The organism is Aeromonas sp. TW 6, assembly GCF_013168745.1.
Classification (GTDB): domain Bacteria; phylum Pseudomonadota; class Gammaproteobacteria; order Enterobacterales; family Aeromonadaceae; genus Aeromonas; species Aeromonas caviae.
Genome location: NZ_JABERS010000022.1, coordinates 15,964 through 41,077, shown reverse-complemented (window position 1 = coordinate 41,077; position 25,114 = coordinate 15,964). Strand labels below are relative to the sequence as shown.

Annotated in this window: 24 protein-coding genes, 1 tRNA gene and 1 other annotated feature; of the genes, 9 read left to right on the top strand and 16 right to left on the bottom strand. The window is 64.5% G+C overall.

Going from position 1 to position 25,114, the window contains the following annotated elements; genetic code table 11:
• Window positions 1-6 precede the first annotated feature (6 nt).
• Window positions 7-339, top strand: a complete 333-nt coding sequence (locus HKD46_RS12405) for a DUF1904 family protein (protein WP_041214640.1) — start codon at window positions 7-9, stop codon at window positions 337-339.
• A 59-nt stretch (window positions 340-398) separates the two neighbouring features.
• Here the strand turns inward: HKD46_RS12405 and HKD46_RS12400 are convergent, their stop codons facing one another.
• From HKD46_RS12400 to ltnD, 10 genes are all read right to left on the bottom strand, one after another.
• Entirely contained in the window at window positions 399-1,229 is an 831-nt protein-coding gene (locus HKD46_RS12400) for an SDR family oxidoreductase (RefSeq protein ID WP_171865474.1), read from the bottom strand.
• Between the two features lie 114 nt (window positions 1,230-1,343).
• Window positions 1,344-2,744, bottom strand: a complete 1,401-nt coding sequence (locus HKD46_RS12395) for an OprD family outer membrane porin (RefSeq protein ID WP_010673291.1) — start codon at window positions 2,742-2,744, stop codon at window positions 1,344-1,346.
• A gap of 680 nt (window positions 2,745-3,424) precedes the next feature.
• Complete coding sequence (locus HKD46_RS12390) at window positions 3,425-5,362, bottom strand: methyl-accepting chemotaxis protein (protein ID WP_128344920.1); 1,938 nt, start codon at window positions 5,360-5,362, stop codon at window positions 3,425-3,427.
• Window positions 5,363-5,421: 59 nt separating this feature from the next.
• Window positions 5,422-6,312 (bottom strand): DMT family transporter, encoded by an 891-nt coding sequence (locus HKD46_RS12385; RefSeq protein ID WP_039041063.1) that lies wholly within the window; start codon window positions 6,310-6,312, stop codon window positions 5,422-5,424.
• A gap of 90 nt (window positions 6,313-6,402) precedes the next feature.
• On the bottom strand, window positions 6,403-7,908 hold the full coding sequence (locus tag HKD46_RS12380; RefSeq protein ID WP_010673294.1) for a GntP family permease: 1,506 nt from the start codon (window positions 7,906-7,908) through the stop codon (window positions 6,403-6,405).
• Complete coding sequence (denD, locus tag HKD46_RS12375; RefSeq protein WP_235673826.1) at window positions 7,905-8,879, bottom strand: D-erythronate dehydrogenase; 975 nt, start codon at window positions 8,877-8,879, stop codon at window positions 7,905-7,907. Before denD ends, HKD46_RS12380 begins: the two co-directional genes overlap by 4 nt.
• Window positions 8,880-8,890: 11 nt before the next feature.
• Window positions 8,891-9,664: a 2-oxo-tetronate isomerase gene (gene otnI / locus HKD46_RS12370; RefSeq protein ID WP_010673296.1), complete on the bottom strand. Its 774-nt coding sequence runs from the start codon at window positions 9,662-9,664 to the stop codon at window positions 8,891-8,893.
• Window positions 9,661-10,293, bottom strand: a complete 633-nt coding sequence (locus HKD46_RS12365; protein ID WP_043758491.1) for an aldolase — start codon at window positions 10,291-10,293, stop codon at window positions 9,661-9,663. Before HKD46_RS12365 ends, otnI begins: the two co-directional genes overlap by 4 nt.
• Window positions 10,286-11,539 (bottom strand): 3-oxo-tetronate kinase, encoded by a 1,254-nt coding sequence (gene otnK, locus HKD46_RS12360; RefSeq protein WP_171865473.1) that lies wholly within the window; start codon window positions 11,537-11,539, stop codon window positions 10,286-10,288. The genes HKD46_RS12365 and otnK overlap by 8 nt, the downstream gene beginning before the upstream one ends.
• Window positions 11,536-12,444: an L-threonate dehydrogenase gene (gene ltnD, locus HKD46_RS12355; RefSeq protein WP_171865472.1), complete on the bottom strand. Its 909-nt coding sequence runs from the start codon at window positions 12,442-12,444 to the stop codon at window positions 11,536-11,538. Before ltnD ends, otnK begins: the two co-directional genes overlap by 4 nt.
• A gap of 256 nt (window positions 12,445-12,700) precedes the next feature.
• On the opposite strand from ltnD, the gene HKD46_RS12350 reads away from it, so the two are divergent.
• A complete protein-coding gene (locus HKD46_RS12350) occupies window positions 12,701-13,495 on the top strand; it encodes a DeoR/GlpR family DNA-binding transcription regulator (protein WP_139736638.1) in 795 nt (264 codons plus the stop codon).
• A gap of 45 nt (window positions 13,496-13,540) precedes the next feature.
• Here HKD46_RS12350 and HKD46_RS12345 read toward each other — a convergent pair whose 3' ends face one another.
• The 5 genes from HKD46_RS12345 to HKD46_RS12325 form a co-directional block, all read right to left on the bottom strand.
• A complete protein-coding gene (locus tag HKD46_RS12345; RefSeq protein ID WP_010673301.1) occupies window positions 13,541-13,696 on the bottom strand; it encodes an entericidin A/B family lipoprotein in 156 nt (51 codons plus the stop codon).
• 16 nt (window positions 13,697-13,712) lie between these two features.
• Complete coding sequence (locus HKD46_RS12340; protein WP_171865471.1) at window positions 13,713-14,774, bottom strand: PQQ-dependent sugar dehydrogenase; 1,062 nt, start codon at window positions 14,772-14,774, stop codon at window positions 13,713-13,715.
• A gap of 160 nt (window positions 14,775-14,934) precedes the next feature.
• Window positions 14,935-15,759: a polyphosphate kinase 2 gene (gene ppk2 / locus HKD46_RS12335; protein ID WP_171865470.1), complete on the bottom strand. Its 825-nt coding sequence runs from the start codon at window positions 15,757-15,759 to the stop codon at window positions 14,935-14,937.
• 230 nt (window positions 15,760-15,989) lie between these two features.
• Window positions 15,990-16,066 (bottom strand) — tRNA-Arg (locus tag HKD46_RS12330).
• A gap of 50 nt (window positions 16,067-16,116) precedes the next feature.
• Window positions 16,117-17,268, bottom strand: coding sequence for a flagellar assembly protein FlgT (locus HKD46_RS12325; RefSeq protein ID WP_161469944.1), 1,152 nt, complete (start codon window positions 17,266-17,268; stop codon window positions 16,117-16,119).
• 265 nt (window positions 17,269-17,533) lie between these two features.
• On the opposite strand from HKD46_RS12325, the gene HKD46_RS12320 reads away from it, so the two are divergent.
• Both HKD46_RS12320 and HKD46_RS12315 read left to right on the top strand, forming a co-directional pair.
• Window positions 17,534-18,154: a FlgO family outer membrane protein gene (locus tag HKD46_RS12320; protein WP_010673310.1), complete on the top strand. Its 621-nt coding sequence runs from the start codon at window positions 17,534-17,536 to the stop codon at window positions 18,152-18,154.
• A 90-nt stretch (window positions 18,155-18,244) separates the two neighbouring features.
• Complete coding sequence (locus HKD46_RS12315; RefSeq protein WP_171865469.1) at window positions 18,245-18,670, top strand: LPP20 family lipoprotein; 426 nt, start codon at window positions 18,245-18,247, stop codon at window positions 18,668-18,670.
• Between the two features lie 624 nt (window positions 18,671-19,294).
• Here HKD46_RS12315 and pheA read toward each other — a convergent pair.
• Window positions 19,295-20,467, bottom strand: a complete 1,173-nt coding sequence (gene pheA / locus HKD46_RS12310; RefSeq protein ID WP_010673312.1) for a prephenate dehydratase — start codon at window positions 20,465-20,467, stop codon at window positions 19,295-19,297.
• A gap of 38 nt (window positions 20,468-20,505) precedes the next feature.
• Window positions 20,506-20,639, bottom strand: a sequence feature (Phe leader region).
• Window positions 20,640-20,830: 191 nt separating this feature from the next.
• Between pheA and HKD46_RS12305 the strand changes: the two genes are divergently transcribed.
• The 5 genes from HKD46_RS12305 (at window position 20,831) to HKD46_RS12285 (ending at window position 24,977) form a co-directional block, all read left to right on the top strand.
• A complete protein-coding gene (locus HKD46_RS12305; protein ID WP_109421944.1) occupies window positions 20,831-21,430 on the top strand; it encodes an HAD family phosphatase in 600 nt (199 codons plus the stop codon).
• 147 nt (window positions 21,431-21,577) lie between these two features.
• Window positions 21,578-22,408 carry a hypothetical protein gene (locus HKD46_RS12300; protein ID WP_041211243.1) on the top strand — a complete coding sequence of 277 codons (831 nt, stop codon included), beginning with the start codon at window positions 21,578-21,580 and terminating at the stop codon, window positions 22,406-22,408.
• A gap of 88 nt (window positions 22,409-22,496) precedes the next feature.
• Entirely contained in the window at window positions 22,497-23,051 is a 555-nt protein-coding gene (locus HKD46_RS12295) for a DUF3157 family protein (RefSeq protein ID WP_039041373.1), read from the top strand.
• Between the two features lie 178 nt (window positions 23,052-23,229).
• Window positions 23,230-23,859, top strand: a complete 630-nt coding sequence (locus HKD46_RS12290) for an outer membrane beta-barrel protein (protein ID WP_039041374.1) — start codon at window positions 23,230-23,232, stop codon at window positions 23,857-23,859.
• Between the two features lie 173 nt (window positions 23,860-24,032).
• Window positions 24,033-24,977 carry a DUF523 and DUF1722 domain-containing protein gene (locus HKD46_RS12285; protein WP_010673317.1) on the top strand — a complete coding sequence of 315 codons (945 nt, stop codon included), beginning with the start codon at window positions 24,033-24,035 and terminating at the stop codon, window positions 24,975-24,977.
• The last annotated feature ends 137 nt before the right edge of the window (window positions 24,978-25,114 follow it).

Below are 25,114 nucleotides of genomic sequence, written 5' to 3'. Positions count from 1 at the left end.
TTTCCCATGCCCCACCTTCGTTTTCGGGCAGTTTCTGTCGACACCCTGCAGCGGATAAGCGCCCCCCTGATGGCGGACCTCTGCGCCCTGACCGGTGGCAAGCCGGAGTTCGTCACCCTGGAGTGCGTGCCGAGCCAGTGGGTACGAGATGGCCAGCCCGAAGCCGGTTTTCCCTTCGTGGAGCTGGTCTGGTTCGAGCGACCGCAGGAGATGCAGGATGCCGCCGCCGCCCTCATCACCCGCCACCTGAAAGGGGTGCTGGGGGAGCAGACCTATGTGGTGGTGCAGGTGCTGCCCATCGTCAAGAGTCACTACTACAGCAACGGCCAGCACTATTGAGCGGGCATCGTTGCTAAGACAGGTGCATGTCAAGAGGAGGCCCGCCGAGGGCACCTTTATCAGGCGGATTTGATCAGCAGCTTGTCCAGCCAGCGGCTTGGCAGCAGGCGGCGCAGCACGGTAAACAATTTGGTCGGGAAGGTGACCGGGTAGCGGTGCCTGGGACGCTTGCTCGTGAGCGCATGCACTAACGGCGGGATGCAGGCCTCGCTTGGCAGGGTAAAGCCGCGGGCCCCCCCTTCGCGCTCCAGCCTGGCCAGCGTCTGGGCATAGGCGTCCTGATGGCGGCTGGTGGCGGGGTCTATGTGGCGCAGGAAGGCCTCCCGGGCATTGGCGCGAAACCGGGTGTCGATGGGGCCAGGTTCGATCAGGCTGATGTGCACGCCGCTGCCCGCGAGTTCCAGGCGCAGGGTGTCGGTATAGCCTTCCAGCGCGAACTTGCTGGCGTTGTAGGCGCCACGATACTTCATGGCCACCAGGCCAAGCACCGAGCTGTTCTGCACGATGCGCCCCTCGCCTACCGCCAGCATGGGGGGCAATACCTGGCGAATGAGGTGATGCCAGCCAAAGAGGTTGGTCTCGAACTGCTCGCGCAGCGCCTCGGTGGGCAGATCTTCCAGCGCACCGGGCTGGCCGTAGGCGCCGTTGTTGAACAGCCCGTAGAGGCGCCCCTCGGCCAGGGCCAGCGCCTCTGCCGCCCCTCGCTCTATGCTGGCGCTGTCCGCCAGATCCAGTTGCACCGCCAACAGACCCTGCTGCTGCAGCAGGGCCACATCCTCGGCCTTGCGGGCGGAAGCGATGACGGTGAAGCCCAGGGCGCCGAGCTTTCTTGCGGCGGCGAGGCCGATGCCGCTGGAGCAGCCGGTGACGAGCACGAAGGGATGGGGCATGAGCATGGTCCTGATTGACGGCCGGCAGGTGGCCCGAAGTTGGCATGGTAGCGTGGTGCCACCAAAAACAAAACCGGGCCAGAGGCCCGGTTTTCGGTCACGTCAGATGCCTGATTACATGATGGTGAACGGCATGATGATGTGGAACTTGACGTCATGCTCGGAGCTGAACATGTTCGGGTAGTACCAGCTACCCTTGTCGTCCTGTTCGTTGTTGTAGTCGGTGTAGTGCAGCTTGAACAGGGTGCCCTTCAGCTTGCCGTCCTGCACTGTGTACATGACGTCGAAGTTGGCTGCCCACTCTTTGCCACCTTCCAGGGACTTGTCGCCGTTGTTGGCATCCCAGCCGTAGGCACCGGAGACACCCACGCCCCAGCCCGGTGCACCCACCAGATCATCCAGGGAACGAGTCACGCCGAAGAACAGGGCCTTCTCGTCGTTGTGGTTCCAGTCGGAGCGGGAATCCCACCAGATTTCGTTCGCGCCCTGGGAGTTGCCGTAGCCGCGGGTCAGACGGGGCAGGTAGTTGCCCAGATCCCCTTCAGCCTTGGTCCACAGGCCTTCCAGACGGAAGCCATAGGGGCCGGCTGCCCAGCTGGCGGTCAGGGCTTGTTGCCAGGCCAGGCCGTCATAGTCGCTGTTCTCGGTGTCGGAACCGTAGAACTGGTAGCTGGTGTTCAGGCCACCCAGTACGTCGAACTTGTGGGCCAGCTTGAAGTGGTAGCTGTCCATGTAGCCTTCGGACTGACCGAAGCCGGCGGTGACGGCAGTGCCGTTCTCGAAGGTGTAGCGAGCGGCCAGACCGTGGATGTAGTCGATCTTGTTCGCATCGGTGAAGGGATCGCTGGCATAGGGGCTGCTCTTGGAGAAGCCTGTGGTGTTCTTGAACCAGGGAGCCTTGTACTCGTCGGCGATGGCATAGGTCAGGTAGAGGCCGCCGAAGGTGCCTTCGATCTGGCCACCACGGTAGGTACCGGGTTGATAGGACCAGTTGACGCCGAGGATGCCGGGTACATAGAGCTGGGTGTAACCACCCTTGGCGGTGACCGCGTCACCGAACTTGAATTTCAGGGCGGCGTTGGAGAGGCTGAAGCCGTTCTCGGGAACGCCGTCACCACCTGAACCCCACTTGTCGCCCCAGAAGGAGAACTCGTTCTCTTCGTTGACGCCATTGCTCTCGTCAACGGCCAGGTCGTAGGCACCGAAGCCGCCCACGTCGACGCCGACCACACCCCATGCATAGCCGGAGTTGAAGTTCAGGGCTGCCTGGGTGGTGGCATGGCTCAGGTTGGAGTGGTATTTGCCATCCTGACCCGGACCGGCCTGGACGCGATCACGCTCACGCTGGAAGTAGAACAGGCCACCGGTGAGCTTGCCTTCGTCGATGAAGGCACTGTAGGACTTGCCGTATTCCGGGCTCATCATGTCTTGAGCGGCGAACGCCATGCCGGGTGCGACCAGTGCCGCGACCACGGCAGCACTCAACGCGGCGCGCTTGAAGATCACTTTTTCCATTTGTTATTGCTCCTGATTTTATGGACTTAGCTTTTTTATCCGGCAGCCGGGTAGGCACCCGCCGCTCGGTATTGGCATTGCAATCAACACCCCGAAGGGCAAAAAAATGGTTCTCTGTCGTGCCCTTGTGCCTGATGCCTTGGCGCATCGGTCGGGGCTATCTGCATCGTTACAGTCGTTATTTTTTGGCTGTCGATCCTTGGCGATCTGACATCACCAAGAGTACGTTCGCGGTGCGAAATATCAATGTAAAGTTCCCGGCAAGTTTCAAAAATATGACCGAGTGCAAATAATCATGATTCTTGGTGTGGGCACTCCCAGGCCACTCATGTCGGCAATGACAGCGCTTTCATGGTGATTTCACCGTTCTCCTGCGCAGATCTTGCCGTCAAGGCAGAACTTTCTTTGTTAACCCGGTGGCAACATATAATTTTGTATCACAAAAAAAGATGAGTCCGGCGGGATGCCCACTGTCGTGAGCGTGAGCCGTTGCCCCGACAGACAGGGGGACCAGAGATGTGAAAGGGGTGAGGGAGCCTGTGACTGAATGGATGAGGCAACCCGTCATCGCCCGTGAGGACATGACGGGAGCATCAAGAGAAGGGTTGCGGCAAGGCCGTACCGCGGGCAGGTAGACAGGGAGCGCGCCCCGGGTCTGGTGCGAGCCAGACCCGGGGTTATCAGGCCTGGCTCAGGATCCGGGGGATCTGCTGGGCCTGGTGGTGTATGTGCTCCGAGACCTGTACCGAGAGACGACTGCCCTGGCGGGCGTGCTGGCTGATGCGACCGATGAGGGCGGCGAAGCTCGCCAGCCTGTGTTCCTGGCTCTTGGCATTGTCGGCGCCCTGCAGGGCGATGACGGCGGTGCTGCGCGCCATCTCCCGCACCGTCAGGGTGGTCTGGCGCAGCTGCTCCGCCTGCTGGCGCTGCTCGGCGGCCTCTGCGGTGATGCGGGCCAGCACGGTGGCGAGCTGATCCCCCGCCTGGGTGAGGCTGGCAAGGATCTCGGTGATCTGGCCGAGGGAGCGCTGGGTGTCGGCGGAGAGGTGGCGCACCTCGTCGGCTACCACCGCGAAGCCGCGTCCCTGCTCCCCGGCCCTGGCCGCCTCGATGGCGGCGTTGAGGGCCAGCAGGTTGGTCTGCTGGGAGATATGGCCGATGACGTCGACGATGGCAGTCACGTCCTCCACCGAGCGGGTCAGCTGGGCCAGGGCGCCGCTGCTCTCGTCGATGGCGAGCCCGGTCTGGGCGGTAGCCGTCAGCATGCCCCCGACCAGCCGCTCGCTCTGGCTCATGGAGTGTTCATTGTGCTGGGCGTGCTGGGCGATTTCGGCGGCGACCTGGTGCACCTCGCTGGCGAGCTGGTTGAGCTCCTGCATCATGGTGTCACTCTCGTCCACCGCCTGCTCCGTGGTGCGGGTGCTGTGATGGATCTCCTGCACCTGGTTGACCATCCCTTGCAGACTTTGCGACACCGCCGATAGCTGGCCCTCTTTCTGCTGCTGATCCTGTTGCAGGCGCTGTATCAGGCGGTTGTAGCTCGCGACGATGTCCGCCAGCTCGTTGCGCTCGCGCCCCGGGGTCAGCAGCTGGGCCTGACCCGTGGCGTCGAGCTGCAGGAAGGCTGCCCGCAGTTGCAGCAGGGGCCTGACCAGCCAGCGACGCTGCACCAGGGCGAACAGCAGGGCCACCACGACCAGGCAGAGCGCCAGCACGCCGAGCACGGTGGCCAGCTCCCGGTTCATGGTCTGACGGGCGGCGGCGAGTTGTTCACCCAATTGCTCCCCCGCTTGCAGCAGCTGGGTGATGTCCTGCTGCACCATCTGACGAGCGGCCTGCTGCTGTTGCAGCGTCTTGCGGCTGTTTTCCAGCTCCTGGGGATAGCGCTTGAGCAGGGAGGTCAGCTCGGCTTTGGGCTGATCCCCGAGCTCCTTGCGTATCGGCTCTCCCAGGGTGAATTCGTCGGCCGGTGCCTCCTCGAAAAGCTCCATGCTCGGCAGGGCGGCCAGGGCGTCCGCCTGCTTTTGCAGGGCAGCCAGCTCGAATTGCAGCCCTTCGAGACGCTTGGCACTCGCCTGCTCCATGTAGTTCTGGCGCTGGTGGGCGAGGGAGGGGAGGGCGGTCAGGATGTCGGCCGCCCCCTGGCGATACTGCTCGGCAAGGGCCGGATCCCGCCCGGCGGCAGCCCCCTGCTGGCCGTAACGGAGCAAGGCTTTGGCCTGGGTGGTCAACTCGTTCTCGGCATTTTGCAGCAACCACTGGCTGTTGCCGGAGAGCTTGCCCGCCGCCAGATAGTCGCCGTCAATGCGGGTTTTCATCTGCTCAAGCCGGGCGTTTAGCGGCTGGGTCTGGGGATCCTCCAGGCGGGACAACAGGGCCAGCGCCTGCTGGCGCACTCCCTGGGCCTGGGCCAGCAGCAGGGGATCCCCGCTGCCGAGATAGTCGCGAAGCGCCCCCTGCAGCGGACCGCTCAGTTGCTGTTGCAGGCGCTCCTGCAGACGCTGGGCCTGGGCCGAGTGGTTGAATTGTTGCCAGCCATGATAGAGCGCGGTGGCCTGGACACCGGCCACCAGCAGCAAGACGAGGGAAGAGAGGGAGGCAAAATGGGCAATTTTCACATCAGATTCCTGCTTGAATCACGCAATGGGCGCGAGCTTAATCAGGTCTGATGGCGTTTTTATGACAGTGGCCGTGCCAGCTCCCGTTGACTTGGGCTCTTCACCAGCAGGCCGAGCAGGGCGCCGCCCATGATGAGTCCCCCCGCCAGCAGATGGCGCGGGGTGAGCGCCTCGCCGTTGAGCCAGACCAGCAGCAGGGTGCTCAGCAAGGGAGTGAGGTAGGCGAGCGCACCGATGCGGCGCGGATCCCCGTCCCGCAGCGCCAGATACCAGGTGACGAAGGCCGCCCCCATGGGGCCGAGGGCGAGCCCGGCGATGAGCAGCCAGTCCCCCTGGGGGATCCGGGCGAATGGCAAGGGGCCTTCCAGCATCCATGCCAGCAGCAGGGCCAGGAGCCCGGCGGGCAGGCAGGCGGCGGCCGTGACCACGGCGGGAGCGGGAGGCAGGCGGCGTGAGAGCACGGAATAGGCGCCCCAGACGATGGCGGCGCCGAGGGCCAGCAGGTAGCCGGGCAGATGGGCCTGTTGCAACTGCAGGTGACCATCGACCATCACCAGCACCGATCCCGCGAGACCCAGGGCCCCGGCCAGCAGATGGTGCAGGCTCAGGGGATGACCCGGCAGCAGCAAGGGGGTGAACAGGATGATGCACAGCGGCCAGAGGTAGTTGATGAGGTTTGCCTCCAGCACGGGGGCGTGGCGAAAGCTTGTGAACAGCAGCAGGTGATAGAGCAGCAGGGCGGTGATGGTCACCAGCCAGGTGAGGGGGCTGGCGCGCCACTGGCGCCAGAATGGCAGGGTGCCCGCCCCGCAGAACAGCAGCACCAGCCCCACCAGCACCAGCGGCGAGACGCTGGTGATCCGGGAGGTGAGCGCGGCGAGGGAGGCCCACAGCAAGATGGTGAGCAGGGCAAAACCGGTGGACTTGTCCCACCAGGAAGACGCAGGCATCCAACACTCCTTTGCAAGATGAATGAACGAAAAAGAGGGCCAGTCTAGCAGACTGGCCCTCGTCACACAGCGTTGCCGTGACGGTGCGGGTTATGACTCCCGGCTCGGGACGGCCCCTGCCGCCGGAGCCAGGGACTGCCCCTTGACGTACCAGACGATGAGGGCCAGCACCAGCAGCGGCAGCACGGGGTCGAACCAGGTGCCGCCGGAGCCGAACAGCAGGTTCAGCAGGGCGACGCCGGTGCCGCCGATGGCCCAGGCGATGGTGGTCGGGATGGACCAGACGATCATCTGCTGCTTGACGTCGGAGATCCCCATCATGCGGTTGACCACCCAGAACAGGCTGTCGTTGAAGTAACCGAAGAAGAGCGACCCCATGGTGGCGGCCTGGGCGGCCAGCAGCATGTTGACCCCGGGGATCTGCGCCAGGATGGGGGCGGAGATGGAGGCCGCCGTCACCATGGCCACGGTGCCGGATCCCTGGATGAGGCGCACCAGGGTCGCCACGATGAAGGGGATCAGGATGGGGGAGATGGGCAATTGGGCGATCTGCTCGGCCAGTTGCTGACCCGCGCCACTGTCGCGCAGCACGGCCCCCAGCGCCCCGCCGGCACCGGTCACCAGCAGGATGATGCCGGCGGATTGCAGCCCCTCTTCCAGGCGGGCGGCGGTGGCGTGCCTGTCCATGTGCGGGACCAGGGTGTAGACCGCCAGCAGCACGCTGATGGCCAGCGCGATGATGGGGGTGCCGATGAAGTTGATGCCCTGCACCAGGGGGTTCGCCATCAGGCCGTCCATGCCCTCCAGGGTGGCCAGAGTGGTGAAGATGGCCTTGACGAAGATGAGCACGATGGGCACCAGGATCGGCAGCAGCGACAGGGTCAGGCTCGGCAGGGTCTTGCCCTCCTTCTCCTTGAGGTACTGCTCATAGGTGGCTTGCAGCTCGTCCGGGGTCTGGGCGGCCTGGGCACCGAACTCGGGGTACTTCTTGTCGAGCCACTGGGCGTAGAAGACGATGCCGAGCACGCAGGGGATGGCCAGGGCCATGCCGGTCAGCAGCATGGCGCCGATGTCCACGCCAAACAGGCCGGCAACCCCCAGCGGGCCCGGGGTCGGCGGCACGGTATGGTGGGTTACCACCAGGCCGCCCGCGAGTGCCACCCCCAGGGTGAGCAGGGAGCGCTTGCCGCTTTTCGCCAGCGCCTTGGCCACCGGATAGAGGATGACGAAGGCGGAATCCACGAAGATGGGGATGCTGACGATGTAGCCCGTGATGGCCAGGGCCCACTCCTCGCGGCGCTTGCCGAGCCACTTGATGAAGCTGTAGGCGATCTGTTCGGCGGCGCCCGACACCTCAAGCAGGCGACCCATCATGACCCCGAGGCCAATGACGATGCCGATGCTGCCGAGGGTGGAGCCAAAGCCCTGGGTGATCACCGTGAGGGTCTTGTCGATGCTCATGCCGCCGGTGATCCCGGCGATGCAGGCCGCCGCCAGCATGGCGATCAGGGCGTGCACCCGGGTGCGGATGACCAGGAACACCAGCACGAAGACCGCGATGATGAGACCGATGATGGGGGTTGGGATGTCGCTCATGATGCCTCCTGCATGTCATGGGTGATGAAACTGTCGATGATGTCGGCAAACGTCCTGTCTGCCGCGAAGCCGAGGGCGCTGGCCCGCTGGTTGTCGATGCGTCCCGGCCAGCTCGCCACGATGCACTCGATGGCCGGATCGGCGGCAAACTGCACCCGATCCCGGGCCGCCTGGCCACCGGCCCGTGCGAGGGCCTCCAGCATCTCGCCAACTGTCACGCTGATGCCGGGCAGGTTGATGCTGCGGGCGTCACCGGTGGCGGGAAGTCTGGCCGCCAGCAGGAAGTTCGCGACCACGGTGGCGGGGCTGGAGAGCCACAGGCGCAGATCCGGGCTCACCGGGCAGATGGCGCTCTCCCCTTGCAGCGGCTCGCGGATGATGCTGCTGACAAAGGAGGAGGCGGCGCGGTTCGGCTTGCCCGGCCGCACGCAGATGGTGGGCAGGCGCAATACCAGACCGTCGACGAAGCCCTTGCGGCTGTAGTCGTTGACCAGCAGTTCCCCCATGGCCTTCTGGGCGCCGTAGGAGGAGGTGGGGGTCAGGGCGGTACCGTCATTCACCAGCTCCGGCAGCGGGCCGCCATAGACGGCGAGCGAGCTGGTGAAGACGAAGCGGATGCCCGGCCGGGCATGGCGGCACGCCTCCAGCAGGGTGCGGGTGGTGTCCTGGTTGACCTGCCAGCCGAGATCGAAGTCCTGCTCCGCGTGGCTGCTGACGATGGCCGCCAGGTGGTAGACCACGGCGGTCCGCTCGCTGATGAGGGACTCGGCGACACCGGCTTCGGTGAGGTCGGCCCGCAGACAGCGAACCCTGGGGTCCGGCAGGGGGGATTGCGGCTGCTGGATGTCCACCAGCAGCAGCTCGGTGAAGGGGTGGGGGCCTTGCAGCAGGGCCCGGGCCAGTTTCTGGCCCAGGAAGCCACCGCCGCCGGTGATGATGATCTGCATCTTGTTATCCTCAGACTCGTTCATGTTCAGGGTCGTTATTGTTGTGTCAGCCAGCCCAGCCCTTCCCGGGTGCCGGCTCTGGGGTTGTACTCGCAGCCTATCCAGTCGTGGTAGCCCGCCTGCGCCAGCGCCTTGAACAGGTGGGGGTAGGCGATCTCCCCCTCGTCCGGCTCGTGGCGATCCGGCACCGAGGCGATCTGGACGTGGCCGATGGCCGGGCCCAGCTTGCCGATGAGACGGGTGAGATCCCCGTCCATGATCTGGGCGTGATAGAGGTCGAGCTGCACCCCCACGTTGGGTCTGTCTATCTCCTGCACCAAGGCCAGGGCGTCGAGCTGGTGGGCCAGGAAGTAACCGGGCACATCCCGATCGTTGAGCGGCTCGAGCAGTACCTTGATGCCGTCTTCGGCCAGGAAGTCGGCGGCGAAGCGGATGTTGTCGATCAGGGTCTGGCGGTGGGCCGAGAGGCTATGAGCAGGGTCCACGATGCCGCTCATGGCGTGTACCTTGGTGCAGCCGAGCGCCAGGGCATAGTCACGCACGCTTGGCAGGTGGCCGCGAAACTCCGCTTCCCGCCCCGGGATGGCGGCCATGCCGCGCTCCCCCGCGCCCCAGTTGCCCGGCGGCATGTTGAACAGGGCCTGAGAGAGCCCCTGCTCGCGCAAGCGGCGGCCCAGCTCTGCGGCCGGCCACTCGTAGGGGAAGAGGAACTCCACCGCCTCGAAGCCTGCGTCGCGGGCGGCGGCGAAGCGCTCCAGGAACGGCACCTCGGTAAACAGCATGGTGAGATTGGCTGCAAACTTGCTCATGGTTTCATCCTCCTCAATTCATCAATTTCGGGTTCGCTCAGGTAGCGGATGGACTGGCCATGAAGCATCAGTGCCAGGCGCGCCGTCTCCTCCAGCTCTTCCATGTTGTTGACCGCATCCACCAGATCCTTGCCCGTCACCACGGGGCCGTGGTTGGCAAGCAGGAAGGCGTTGCCTTCGGGAGCGCGGCGCCCCAGCTCCTCGGCGATGCGGGCATCCCCCGGCTTGTAGTAGGGGATGAGCGGCAACTGGCCGACCCGCATCACGTAGTAGGGGGTGAAGGGGCGGATGACGTTGGCCGGATCCAGCCCCTCCAGACAGGAGAGGGCGGTCAGGTGGGTGCAGTGCAGGTGCACCACGGCCCGGCAGTCCGGATTGTTGTGGTAGATGGCGAGGTGGAAGGCCACCTCCTTGGAGGGGCGATCACCTCCCAGGTGTTCCCCCTGCAGGTTGACGTGAGAGAGCCTGTCGGCGCTGAGCCGTCCCAGGCAGGAGCCGGTCGGGGTGGCGATCAGGGTGCCGTCCGGCAGCAGGGCGGAGAGGTTGCCGGCGCCCCCGGTGGCATATCCGCGCTGGAAGAGGGAGGCCCCCAGCATCACCATGGTGTCGCGCAGTGCCTGTTCAGTCATGGAAGTACTCCTGAGCCTTGTCGAAGAAGTCGTCGCTCCCGAAATTGCCGGACTTGAGGGCCAGCGACAGGGGGGCGTCGATGGCCCGCACCCAGGGCACACCGGGGGCGATCTGCGGGCCTATGTGGAACGCCTTGACGCCGAGGGCCTGGGTGACCCGGCTCGAGGTCTCGCCACCGGCGATGATGAAGCGGTCCACGCCGGCGCCTTGCAGCAGTTGGGCGAGGCGGGCAAAGCAGTGTTCCACCGCATCGCTGGCCGCCTGCTGGCCGTGGGTTTCCTGAATGCGGGCCAGCTCTGCCGGGCTGGTGGTGGCGTAGACCAGCGGCGCCGGGGTACGGGGCTGGTCCAGTACCCAGCGCGCCAGCTCGGCCGGGTAGTCGGCATCCTCGAGGCAGCGCACCACATCCAGCGCCAGGGCAGGAGCGTGCTGGCGATAGCGGGCCACCTGACGGTTGGTCATCTCGGAGCAGGAGCCCGACAGCACCGCGGCGCGGGTGCCTCTGGGCCAGCCCGCTTCGCGGGCACCCTGCAGATCGCCGCTCCCAAGCTGACGGGCCAGGCCGATGGCGAGGCCGGATCCGCCGGTCACCAGGGGCATGTCGAGGGCGGCGGTGGCGATGTCCAGCAGGTGCTGCTCGGTCAGGGTGTCGACCACGGCGTAGCGCACACCCGCTTGCGTTAGCTGCTCAAAGGCGTCGGCAATGGCGCCGGGACCCTGTGCGATGGTATTGAACGGCACCAGACCGGCACGGCCCTGGGCCTGCCCCTCCATCAGCCGCAGCAGGTTGCTGTCGGTCATGGGGGTGATGGGGTGATGGCGCATGCCGGACTCGGCGAGCGGCTGGGCGCCGACGAAGAGGTTGCCCTGATAGACGGTGCGACCGTTTACCGGCAGGGCCGGGCAGATCAGGGTGAAGTTCTGGCCAAGCGCCGCCAGCAGGGCGTCGGTGACGGGGCCGATGTTGCCCGCCGCCGTGCTGTCGAAGGTGGAGCAGTACTTCTGGTAGATGCGCGGGCAGCCGCGGGCCCTGAGCCAGTCGAGGGCCGCCAGAGAGTCGCGCACCGCTTCGCCCGCGGGGCAGGAACGGCTCTTGAGGCTGATCACCACGGCATCGACCGGGGGCAGATCCCCGTCATGCTCCGGCACGCCGGCGAGTTGCAGGGTGGAGAGGCCGTTCTCCACCAGGAAACCGGCGATGTCGGTGGCGCCGGTGAAGTCGTCTGCGATGACACCGAGTTTCATGCTTGCTCCTCCTGACCCGGCAGCTGGATGCCGGAAAAGATCTTGATGACGGCGCTGTCATCTTCCTGGCCGTACCCTGCGTTGCTGGCGCCGAGGAACATGTTCAGCGCCGTGCTCGCCAGCGGCAGCGGGAAGCGCAGCGCCTTGGCGGTGTCCGCCACCAGGGTGAGATCCTTGACGAAGATGTCCACTGCGGAGCGGGCCTGGTAGTCACCGGCCAGCACCCGGGGCATGCGGTTTTCAAACATCCAGGAGTTGCCGGCGGCATGGGTCACCACGTCATACATGAGATCCAGGGATACGCCGGCCCGGCTGGCCAGGGCCATGGCCTCGGCGGCCACCGCGATGTGCACCCCGGCCAGCAGCTGGTGGATGATCTTGACCGTGCTGCCCTGGCCCGGCTCGCTGCCGACCCGGTAGACCTTGCCTGCCACTGCATCCAGCACCGGGGCCAGCTTGTCGAAGGCGGCGTCGGAGCCTGCGGCCATCACCGTCATCTCGCCGGCATCGGCCTTGATGGCGCCGCCGGAAACCGGCGCATCCAGCATCGGCAGTCCCATCTGCGCCAGCTCGGCGGCCAGGGCGCTCGCCTCTTCGGCGGCGATGGTGGAAGAGACCATGATGGCGGTGCCCGGCTTCAGGTGGCGAGCCAGCCCCTCGTCGCCGAGCAGGATGCGGCGCACCTGGGCGGCGTTGACCACCAGCAGCAACACCGCATCGAGCGTCTCCGCCAGGGGGCGGGCATCGGCCATGACGGCGGCGGCACCGGCCTGTTGCAGCTGGTTGCGCGCCTCTGCATTGAGATCGATGCCGTAGGTGGTGAGCCCGGCCCGCAGGCAGGAGCGGGCGGCGCCCATGCCCATGGCCCCCAGGCCGATGACAGCAACATGATAGGGAGTGCTCATCTCGTGATTCCTCGATAACGACTGATGAGCAGATAGTAGAGGCTTGTGGCGGTGAAATATCAGGCAGGTGTCACAAAAAATAACTTATTGCGTGTTAATTTTTGTTATTTATGAGGCTTGAGATTCTTTCGAGTCAATTTTTGGCGTTTTCTATGTGAATAAATGTGATTCGTGAGCCCCTTCGAGCTTATTTATCATTTTTTCCCAGGTCGCTGGGGTAGAATGGCGCCTTCCTTTTCCCGAGGCGCGAGGCAAGATGATTCCCGTAGAGCGACAGCAACGTATCCTGCAACTGCTGGCAGAGCGCGGCGTGGTCAGCATAGTGGAGCTGACCGACTGGCTGCAGGTCTCCCACATGACCATCAGGCGCGACATCCAGAAGCTGGAGGAGCAGGGGCGGGTACTCTCTGTCTCCGGCGGGGTCAGCCTCTCCCAGCGGATCAAGAGCGAGCCCTCCCACGCCGCCAAGCGCAGCCTGATGCAGGGGGCCAAGTTGGCCATTGCCCGGCTCGCCGCCGCCCAGGTGAGTGAGGGGAGCACCGTCTATCTGGATGCCGGTACCACCTCCCTGGAGCTGGCCCGGGAGCTGGCGCTTCGGGAAGACTTGATGATAGTGACCAACGACTTCATGGTCTGCGCCTACCTCATCGAGCACGGCCGCTGCCGCCTCTATCACACCGGGGGCCAGGTCATTCGCGAGAACCAGTCCTGTGCCGGGGAGGCCACCGCCCACTTCCTGCGCAACCTCCATCTGGACATCGCCTTCCTGTCAGCCTCCTCCTGGGACAGTCATGGGATCTCCACCCCGAGCGAACAGAAGGTGCCGGTGAAGCGAGCCGTAGTGGAGTCGGCGGCGACCCGCATCCTCATCTGCGATTCGTCCAAATATGGCAAGGTGGGGACTTTCAACGTGGTGAGCTGGGATGCGATCGATCAGGTGATCACCGACGAGCAACTGCCCCAGAGCGCCCGCGAGGCATTGGCACAGCACGGGGTCAGGGTGACCATGGCGCCGCTGGCCAGTCTGGTGGCCAGCGCCGAACAGGGGTAAGGAAAGGGACGACAGGGGGCGAACCATGGCGCCACCCGGCCGGGATCAGCGACCCTCTGCGGCCGGTGCGTCCGTCAGCTTGGCGGAGCCCTGGATCACCTCCCCCGCCTTCTCGATGTCCCGCCCCATCCCGTGGATGGTGTTGCAGCCCAGCAACCAGAGGCTGGTGCAGAGCACCAGCAGCATGCGATTCGTCTTCATCCTTGCTCCTTTCATGCTATGGGGTCAGTTTGAGCAGGCGGCCCTGGCCTGAATCCGTCAACAGGTAGAGGGCGCCGTCGGGGCCCTCCTTGACGGTACGGATCCGCTCCCCCAGATCGGTCAGCAGCCGCTCCGCCGACACTATCTTGTCTCCGTCGAGGTGCAGGCGCAACAAGGCCTGGCCGCGCAGGGCGCCGACGAACAGATCCCCCTGCCACTCCCTGAACAAGTCCCCCTGATAAAAGGTCATGCCCGAGGGGGCGATGGAGGGCACCCAGATCCAGCGCGGTGCCGTCATGCCCGGCGCGCTCTGGCCCACGCCAATCTTGCCGCCCCCGTACTCCTCGCCAAAGGTCACTCTGGGCCAGCCGTAGTTGTGGCCTGGCAGGATGAGGTTGACCTCGTCCCCGCCCTGGGGACCGTGCTCGTGAGCCCAGAACTGCTGGCTGCCCGGGCGCAGGGCCGCCCCCTGCATGTTGCGATGGCCCAGGCTCCAGATCTCCGGCAGGGCCCCCGGCGTCTTGACGAAGGGGTTGTCGGCGGGGACCCGGCCATCCTTGTGCAGACGCACCGTCTTGCCGAGGTGGTTGTCCAGCGTCTGGGCTCGCTCCCGCTCGCTGTAGCGATCCCCCAGGGTGATGAAGAGATAGCCATCCTCCGTCAGCACCAGGCGGGAGCCGAAGTGTGCGCCGCCGGCCACCTTGGGCTCTTGGCGAAACAGCAGTTGCCAGTCGACGAGGGCCTCTTTTTGCAGCCGGGCCCGGGCCACGGCGGTGCCAGCCCCCCCGTCCCCCGGCTCGCTGTAGCTGAGATAGAGCCAGCCATCGCTGTCCAGGGCGAGATCGAGCAGACCCCCCTGACCCATGGCGGCGAGGGGCGGCAGGCCGGAGACCACATGGCGGTTGCCACCCGCGTCGATGCGCAGCAGGCGCCCAGGGCGCTCGCTGACGAGGTAGCCGCCATCCGGCAGCAAGGCCAGTCCCCAGGGGTGGCGCAGCTCCCCCGCCACCGGGGTCAGGGTCAGTGCCCGCACCGGGAGCACCAGGCAGACAAGCAGCAGGGCAAACAGTTGCAACATGGGGGCCTCCTCGCTCGGCCAGACCTGAATGTCGCTGAAGTATAGGGGAGGCAAACGGGAAAACGTGAGCAACAACAAGCCATTGGGTGATACCGGCGGCGCCGGTTGTCCTTTTGGGCAGGAAGGGAAAGGGGGGTGAGCCAGGGCTCACCCCGCCTGGCTAGAAGAGGGCTGGCACGATGCGAAGCGGGTGATCCGATGGTTTGACTTTGCCTATCTTGCGCTTGGGCAGCTTTACCGGCTCCGCCGGCAGCACCTCGTAGGGGATGTGCGCCAGCAGGTGGGAGATGATGTTGAGGCGCACCCGTTTCTTGTCTTCGGAGTGGGCCACGAACCAGGGGGCCCAGGCGGTGTCGGTGGCGATGAACATGGCATCCCGCGCCCGGGTGTAGTCATCCCAGCGATCGAAGGACTTGATGTCCATGGGGGAGAGCTTCCAGATCTTGCGGCCATCGTCGATGCGATCCCGCAGCCGCCGCTCCTGCTCTTGTGGGGTCACCTCCAGCCAGTACTTCAGCAGAATGATGCCAGAGTCCACCAGGGCTTTTTCCACCATGGGGGTGCCAGCCAGGAATTTGTCGCTCGCCTCCTCGCTGCAAAAGCCCATGATGCGCTCCACCCCGGCCCGGTTGTACCAGCTGCGATCGAAGATGACGATCTCCCCCGCCGCCGGCAGATGGGGGATGTAGCGCTGGAAGTAGAGCTGGCTCTTCTCCCGCTCCGTGGGGGCGGGCAGTGCGACGACCCGAAAGACCCGGGGGCTGACCCGCTCGGTGATCGCCTTGATGGTGCCCCCCTTGCCAGCCCCGTCGCGCCCCTCGAAGACGATGCAGACCTTGAGCCCCTTGTGCACCACCCACTGCTGCAGCCTGACCAGCTCCACGTGCAAGAGGCGCAGCGCCTTTTCGTATGCCTTGTTGCCAAGGGGCTTGGGCTCGGTGACCGGTACCGGCTGTTCTGCTTTGGATTTTTTCTTGCTAGCCATGATGTCCTTCTTTTTTCTCGAACGGATGAGGAGTGGCCGTCATCCCGGACGGCGCACTTCAAGCGTAGATGACAGTTCTTTCGGTCAGGAAGGGAGCAGGCGAGCGGGGATCCGTATCTGGCGCGTCGCTTGGCGCCGGGTGGCTTTTTCTGGGAGGGCCGGGGCTGGCCGCCTGGGCCAGAAAGGCACAGGGGGCTGGCATCATGACGATGCCAGCCCCCTGCTGTGTATGGTGTTCCCGACTGGAGTCGAACCAGTGGCCTGTCCCTTAGGAGGGGACCGCTCTATCCTGCTGAGCTACGGGAACCTTGTGGCGGGCATTATACAAGAAGCATTGTGCTTTTAAACCCTTGATTCCTATTCCAATACGGCCAGGTCACCGATTTGGACATTGAACGGCGAATATTTGTTCTGACTGCTGATGATGGCGCCATCCTCGAACACCTGCACCACCTCGAACAGACCGTCAGCGGGGTTGCGCATCACACGGGACTTGCCATAGGGGTCGATGAAGTCGGCGCTGTGCTGGACCCGGAACTGGTCCCCGAGTTTGACCCCGTTGCGACGGCCCAGGTTGATGTGGGGGCCGCGCTCGTGCTGGGCCACGATCCGGGCGGTGACGGGGGCACAGGCGAGTTCGGCGGCGATGTCCTGGGCCGCCTCCTTCAACTGGTAGCCCACCTCCTGGCCAAAGCTCGACTGCCAGAACTGGCCGCCGCTGCTGCCCACCTGTTCCCGCTTGGAGAAGGTCCAATTGGCGCGGCCCTTGTACTCCTTGCGGCCGAGCAGGCTGCCGTTGATGCCGTCGAACAGGTAGAGCTGCATGGAGAAGTTGCGCACGGGATCCTCATACCAGCTGGTGAGGGCGTTGCCCTGGGGCTCGAGGGAGAGGTCGTCGATGCTGCCGAGCACCAGATACTGGCTGTCGGTGCGCAGGCTCAGGGCCTTGATCTCCTCGAGGGCGCTGCGATCCCCCTGTTGCAGATGGAGAGGGTCGATGCGCAGATTCTCGTCCAGCCACTGGCGAGCGACCACCTGGGGCGTCGTCGCCAGGGTTTCAAACAGCCGGCGGGAGAGATCGGCGGGCATGTCGTCCAGGGCACCGGTGCTCGCCTGGTCCGGGTAGCGCATGCGCAGGCGCACCAGCGTCAAATCCTTGGCGTAGTGCTGGGTCTGACAGATCTGCCGCTCCGCCTGGATGTCGGCCACGAGGGTGATGTACATGCGGCCGTTGCGCACCTCTTCGCGCTTGAGGCGGTACTGGCGGATGTCGCCGCCGGAGCGGATCTGGATCTGCTCGGAGCGCAGGCTGCCGTTTTCCAGGCGCTGGATGCTGGAGACGGAGGCGCCGCTGGCCAGCAGCGCCTGGCGCAGGGCATCCCGGGTCGCCTGCTCGCGGGCGTAGACCTCGTCGCCCCCCAGAATGGCGGCACTGCCCTGGGCCTCGATAAGTTCGGCCCTGGCCGACAGGCTGGCCAGCAGCAGGGTGAACAGCAGCGAAACTTTCATAACAAACACCTTGAGTGGGCGACCCCGCTGCCGCCGGTGGGGCGGGTCAGGGATCCTGGACACAGATCCGGTCTGCACCGGAGCGGGTGACCAAATAAAAGCAAGAACCATGCCTTCTTCCCTGGCCGGAGCCCGCGCGGTGGGCTCCGGTGGCACAGTGCGCGCCTCTGCTCGGGGATCATCGAGGATCCTGCGCGCATTCCCGCCTCAAGTGTTGGCGGTTGCGACCGATAACAGGTCAGGTGCAGATACAGGAAAGGTATCCATGAAGAGAGTTATCACGGTGCTGGCGGTGGCGCTGGCATTGGTCGGTTGCGGGTCGGCCGACCCCATCAATCGGGAGCTGGGAGACCCCCGCCAGGCGGCGAAGGGGATGGAGCTCAACTGGCTGGTGGCCCGCATGACGGATCAGCTGATGGAGCGCAAGTCTCTCACGACCCTGACCGAGCCCATTGCGGTCGCCTCCTTTGTCGATCTCGACACCCTGAAGGACACCAACTGGATGGGGCAGCAGATCGAGGAGAGCTTCATCTACGAGCTGAACCGGCGCGGTGAGGTGGTGGTGGACTTCAAGACCACGGGCAACATCCAGGTGACCCCGCAGGGGGACTTCGTGATGAGCCGCAACTACAAGGATCTCTCGTCCCGGCTGCCCATCTCCCGCATCCTGACCGGCACCTTCAGCCGCAATCAGCAGGGGATCCTGGTCAACGCCCGCATCATCGATCTGCGCACCAAGATGGTGGAGACCACGGCCCAGAGCCTGATCCCGAAACAATATTTGTCCGGTGCCAGCAACTCCTTTGGCCGGGCCTCCATCAATCGCGGTTACCTGATGCGGGGGGGCCAGAGCCCGTCCGGCCATCTGGTCAACCTGACCCCTTGAGGTGGCGCGTCATGAAGCGTGAAGCGGGCTGGCTGACATTGAGCCGTGACACATCGGGTGTGTGGTGAACAGGAAAACGGGGAAACAGCGATGAAAATCTTGTTGGGTTGCCTGATGGCCATGTTGCTGACGGCGTGCAGTGGCAACCGGGTGGTGAACTATGACGTGGGCGAGAAGCCCGATGACTTCCCGGTGCTCAAGGCGGTGGGTTATGCGGTGATCGACATCCAGCCCGGCCCCTCCCAGTCCGAGAAGATGTTGCAGGCGATCCGCGCCTCCAAGATGGACGCCTACCGGGAGCTGGCGGAGCAGCTCAACGGCCAGCAGGTGCGCGGCCAGAGCAGCTACAAGGACCTGACCCAGACCTCCAACTCCCTGGATGTGTCGGTGGCGGGCATGGTGCGCGGTGCCCGGGTGGTGGCGACCTATCCCCGTGGCAACACCTATGCCACCGAGCTGGAGCTCGACACCCGCAACCTCTATCACCTGAACCAGCTGACGGCGGGCCAGTTCTAGGGCGGGTCCGGGGGGCGCCGGCATGAGCACGGCGATCATCACGGCACAGACAAAGGCGAGCGCAGGCTCGCCTTTTTGTTTGGTCGGGAAGGGGCTCGGATCTGCGGGGAATAACCGGGGTTGGCGCCTTGGACGGGATAGGGCCTGGGGAGGATAACCGGGGTTGGCGTCTTGGGGGATAACTGGCCTGCGGTGAGGATAACCGGGATTGGCGTCTTGGGGGGAGAGCTGGTCTTCTGCAGGAGAAACGGACTTGATGGCCGAGCGGGATCCGGCCTGTGGCGAGGAAAATCGGGGCTGAGGCCGAACAAGAGGTGCCCGGGCGCCGGAATGGCGGCTTTTTTGTTTAGGGAAATCTAACGATATAGCCATGTCGTTAAATAAAGCCAAACGATAGAAAGGCCCGGCAGGCGGCAAAAGGGGGCCGCAACGGGAGGAAGATGGCCTGATGGTGAGTGGAAAGACAGCCGCGCCAGGATCCCGGGTCCACGAGGAAGGGGGTGGAGTGCGGTTTAACGCCGGAAGGGAAGGGCGGGACTGGGCGCGTCTCACGGGGAGGGCGCAGAGAGCACAAAGGCGAGCCGGGGCTCGCCTTTGTGTGGCAGGGGCGGGATCCGCTCCCCATCAGCTGCCCATCAAGACGGGCGGCACGGCGGTCGGCTTGACGTCTTCACTCGGGTAGCAGCCCAGCACCTTGATGTAGCGGGTGATCTTGGTCAACTCCAGCAGGGCGGCCTGCATGGCCGGGGTCTGCAGGTTGGCGGAGACATCCAGGTAGAACATCTCCTCCCAGGGGTTGCCCTGCACCGGACGGGATTCCAGCTTGGTCATGTTGATCTCGTGGCTGCGCAGCACCAGCAGCGCCTCCACCAGGGAGCCCGGCTTCTGGGAGGTGGACATGATGAGGGTGGTCTTGGCCGGGATCTGGGGCGCCACGTCGATGGGCTTGCGCGCCACCACGATGAAGCGGCTGTAGTTCTCCTTCTGGTTGGCGAGCTGCTCGGCCAGCACGTCGAGGCCATAGAGCTCGCCGCCGGCGGCGCTGCCGATGGCCGCCGCTTCCGGGCTTGCCAGCTCCTTCACCTTCATCATGGCGCTGGAGGAGGAGTCGCAGATCTCGTGGCGCGCCCCTTCCAGCTTGCTGAGGTAATGGGAGCACTGCTGGAACACCTGGGGATGAGCGTAGAAGGTCTTGATGCGTTCGATCTCGGTGGGCACGGCGGTGAGGATGCAGTGCTCGATGGGATAGGTGAGCTCACCCACGATGGAGAGGGTGGTGTGCTGCATCACGTCGTATACCTCGTTGATGGAGCCCGAGCTGGTGTTCTCGATGGGCAGCACCCCGAAGGCGGCGCGGCCCGACTCCACTGTGTCCAGCACCTCGCGGAAGTTCTGGCAGTTCACCTCGATCACCTGATCCTTGTAGCGGGCCAGGTACTTGCGGGCGGCCAGGCTCGAGTAGGAGCCGCGTGGTCCCAGGTAGGCAACGCTGGTCATGGGCTCCTGCTGCTGGGGGTTGAGCAGGCTCTGCAGGTAGGCCTGCTGGGAGAGCACGGAGTCTTCGATGATGGTGTGGTAGATGCGGGTGATGTACTGGGCATCCAGTCCGAGGGCGCGCCCTTTCTGGATCAGGGCGACCAGCAAGTCCTGTTCGCGCTGGTGGTCACGGATGGGACGGGGATTGGCCTGCTTGGCGCGGGCGACCTCGATGCTGAGGGTCTTGCGTTTGGCCAGCAGGGCGAGCAGCTCCTGATCCAACTGGGTGATGTCGTGTCTGATCTCGTCGAGCGTTGCCATGGTGGTTCCCTATCCAGTGATTCTGTGGTGTGTGGTGCAAAAAAAAGCCTCCGCTGGGGAGGCTCGATTCGTCTTTGGTTTCTGTTTACGCGAGTGCTTCACGTGACGACGGGCCTTCCCTCATGTGGGCCGGGTAAACGAGAAAACAAAGAAGAATGGTGTGTTCATGGGCGTGTCCTGAATGTAACGCCATAACCATTAAGGGATTTGGCGGTGCGATGCAAGTAAAACTTGCCCGGGGGCGTTGAACGGGGCAGGGTGGTGGCTCGGGTTGCCGGGGGAGAGTGAGCGTCGTTCTGGTCCCTGTTTATGGCAACCGCCGTGACCACATCCGTGGCAACAACACATAGAGGGGACGAGACGATGGCGGTGATCTTCGATCTGGGCAGGGTGGTGGTGCGCTGGGATCCGGTGGCCATAGTGAGTGGGGTGCGCGGACCCGAGGGGGCGACTGCGATCGCGGAGCAGCTGTTCAACCACCCGGACTGGCTGGAGGTGGACAGGGGGACCCTCTCCCTGCACACCATGGCCCGTCAGGCGCAGGGGCGCACCGGCCTGTCGATGGCGGAGAATCTGGCCATCTTGCAGGCGGTGCCGTCCTCCCTTGTGCCGGATCCCGCCATGGTGGCGCTCATCGAAGAACTGCACGGTGCAGGCCACACCCTCTATGCCCTCTCCAACATGGGGCACGCCAGCATCGACTGGCTGGAGCAGCATCAGTCCTTCTGGCGCTTCTTCAGCGGCAAGGTGGTGTCGGCCCGGGTGCGGATGCTCAAACCCGAGCCCGATATCTACCGCTATCTGCTGGTGTCGTTCGACCTCAAGGCTGGGGAGTGCCTCTTTATCGACGACAGCCCGGCCAACGTGGCGGCGGCCGAGGCGCTCGGTCTGCGGGGGCTGATCTTCACCGATCCGGCCCGGTGCCGGGCGCATCTGATCGCTCAGGGGTTGTTGCCTGCCTGAGGAGAGCCAGTTTCGCTTCGCAGCGAAAAAAGTGGGCAAAACCTTGATTGAGGGCAAATAACGTACAGCTTTATCCATGCTCTTTAAGTGTATATTCAGCTTGGTGCGGGCAAAATGGTATCCAGTTCATCATCCGGAGTTGTTGTTATGGATGCCAATGTCGTTGCGCTGCATCGGGGATACGATCAGACCTTTCAAGCCAGGGAACAGAGGCTCATCAACACCCTGGCCGGTTACAGCGAACTGCTTGTCTCCTTCTCCGGCCGACTGGAATCCTGCTACAGCATGGATCTGTGCCGGGCCAGCGGGGTGCGATTTCGCGCCATCACCCTGGACAACCCCACCCTCAGCCGCCAGTCGGTGGCCAGGGCACAGCGCTACTGCCGGCACTACGGCATCCCCCATCAGGTGCTCAAGACCGACGAGATGATCTTCAGCGCGCACCTGGGCCACCTCGCCGAGGTGACCGACCCGGTGCGCTACCTCTGCCAGCAGCTCGAACATGAAGAGGGCCCGCCGCTGCTGATGTCGGCCTCGGTGGAGGAGAAGCGGGAGTACCTGCGCCGATTCCACAGCCTGCCCGCCAACACCCTCTGGATCTTTGCCGAGCAGGGGATGACCAACCGGGATTTTCGCTACGGCTTTCACCAGCGGCAACTGGCGCTCTGGGGAGACGTGGGGGAGGCCTGCCTGAGCCGGCGGTTTGTCGATATGACCTCCCTGGACAGGCGGCACCTGCGGATGGTCGACATGGCCGAGCAGATGCTGGTGGACATGGGGTTGGGGGGAGCCCAGGTCTTCTTCCATACCCTGGGTGACAGGGTCACCACCCTTGCGAGGATCCGGGTGCCCGAACGGCTGCGGGCCCTGGTGTTCGACATGCAGCCCACCATCCAGAAGGCCCTCAGGAGTGCCCAGTTCGATCTGGTGACCCTGGATCTGGCCACGCTGGAGGATCCCCACCCCCTGGTCATCTGAGCCGGGGCGTAACGTGAGGGGGGTCATAGGCAAGGAGGGCGCGACTCTTTATACTGCCCCCTTCGCATCCTTTATCGAGTGCCTGCCCATGAAACCCCTCTCCCGACTGCTGGTCGCCCTCTGTCTGTGCCCTCTGCTGGCCGAGGCGGCTCCCCTGCACCAGATCACCTTGCCGGATGGTCGCCAGGTGCAACTCAATGACGATTTCACCTGGGAATACCTGCTGGTCAAGCCGGCAGCCACGGTAGCCGGTCAGGCAGTGACGGCGAGTGTCGCAGCCCCGGTGCTGACCGAGCAGGCCATGGCCCATCCCGACTTGCTCTCCCAGGCGACCCGGGACGGCATCACGGTGAAGCTGGACCAGGTGGCGGGGGACGATCCCCTCAGCCTGCAGTTCGTGGTGAGCAACACCGGCAGTCGCAACGTGGTGCGCGTCAACGGCAGCCTGACCCTGTTCAGCGCCGACGGGGTGCAGCTCTCGAGCGAGCCCGTGCGCTTCTGGGTCGGGGAGAACCGCCTGCCTGACTCCTACCTGCGCAAGGGGGAGGCTCGCGCCTCCCGGGCCATCGAGCTGGCACGACCCGCCGGCCTCACCGGCAAGCCGCTGGTGCGGGTGCAGATCGACGAGGTGGAGTTCCGCTAGGATGACGGCGGGGGAGCCCTCGCTCCCCCGCAGAGTGTTGCACCGGTAACTGCCAGCAATATCCGCTTACATCTGACATGGTTTGGCAACAGCTTGCTCCTCGGCGTTGCCCCCTTTGCCCGTCACAATGGCTCCATTCCAGTTAGGTCCGCCTAACTCAACCCATGGAGTCAACAAAATGCAAAAGATCGCACTGTCTGTTCTGGTTCTGGCCGGTCTCTCTTCCACCTCCGTCCTGGCGCAAGATGCCTTCAGCTATGCCAAGGGCTCTGCCACCTGGGCCCACACCAAGTCTGACTACATCGGTGGCAAGGATGGGGAGAACCGCGACTTCGGCGGCCTGAGCCTGGATCTCTCCAAGAGCTTCACCAGCAATGTCTATGGCCGTATCGGCAGCGAATACACCTCCCGCAGCAGCGGCAACGACAGCATGGCCATCTCCAGCCTGGGGATGGGTGTCTACACCCCCCTCAGCACCGGCCTGAACCTCTACGGTGAAACCGGCCTGATGGGCTACAGCCTGGAACGGGAGCTGGCCTCCGACGTGAACCACTCCGGTTGGGATACCCTGGCCCGCAAGAAGAGCGGCAGCCTCTACGGAGAAGTGGGCCTGCGCTACGACATCGGCGCCGTCGAGCTCTCCACCGGCTATCGCTACGCCAACATGACCGACGACATGCACGACTTCAAGGCGGGGGCGGCGTACAAGCTGACCCAGAACCTAGCCCTCACCGCCGATTACACCTATCGCAACTGGGATCTGCAAAAAGGCTCGATCTCCAGCCTGGGTGTGAAATACAGCTTCTGATCATCCTTCCTGCAGGGTCTTCACCTTTACCCATGACTTCGGTCATGGGTTTTTTTTATGGGGGCTGATCCGCCCGCCGCCCCCTGGCCGTATCAGTTCGCAATAGTTATACAGCTTCCAATTTTTTGTATAACTGCTATAACTTACTCAAGGCTTATACAAGGGGCTTCATCATGTACAAGATCAAGGTCGGTATCAGTGCCTGTCTGCTCGGCCAGGAAGTGCGCTTCGACGGGGGCCACAAACGATCCAGTTTCTGCGAACGGGATCTGGGTGCCCATTTCGACTATCACCCCGTCTGCCCCGAGATGGCCATTGGCCTGGGCGCACCCCGCGCCGCCATCCGGCTGGTGAAGCGCCAGGGCGAGGTGCGGGCCGAGGCAAGCAACGGCAGCTTCGACGTCACCGACAAGCTGATTGCCTTCAGTGAGCAGAAGGCACGACAGCTCGACTTCCTCTCCGGCTACATCCTCTGCGCCAAGTCCCCCAGCTGCGGCATGGAGCGGGTGCGTATCTATGGCGCCAACAACGAGGGGAGCGCCAAGGAGGGGGTCGGCCTCTTCGCCAAGGCGCTGATGGAGGCCAACCCCCTGCTGCCGGTGGAGGAAGATGGCCGCCTGTGCGACCCCATCCTGCGGGAGAACTTCGTGCTGCGGGTCTTCGCCTACCACGACTGGCAGCAGCTCTGCGCCCGGGGGATCACCGCCTCAGCCCTGATCCGCTTCCATTCACGCTACAAGTACCTGGTGCTCTCCCACGCCACCACCCACTACCGGGCGCTGGGGCGCCTGCTCGCCAACCTTGGCAAGGCCAACCTGCAGGAGGTGGCCGACAGCTACATCCAGGGGTTGATGGCGGCGCTGACCCTGCGAGCCAACCGCCGCAGCCACACCAATGTGCTGATGCACCTGCAGGGCTACTTCAAGCGGGTGCTGACCCCGGCCCAGAAGCAGGAGCTGTGCGACACCATCGACAAGTACCGCACCGGCGTCTTCCCGTTGCTGGTGCCCCTTACCCTGATCCGCCACTACCTGCGCGAGTACCCGAACCCCTATCTCGCCGAGCAGGTGTACCTCAATCCCCATCCCGACACGCTGAAATTGCGTTACGGGCTGTGAAGGTGTGGCTGGATTTGGCCGATCAGGCCTACCTCGACCTTCATCCCGACACGCTCAAGCTGCGCTACGGGCTCTGAACACCCTGTGCAGGCCCCGGCGGATCACCGGGGCCTCTTCCCAACGTCTGATGGACTCTC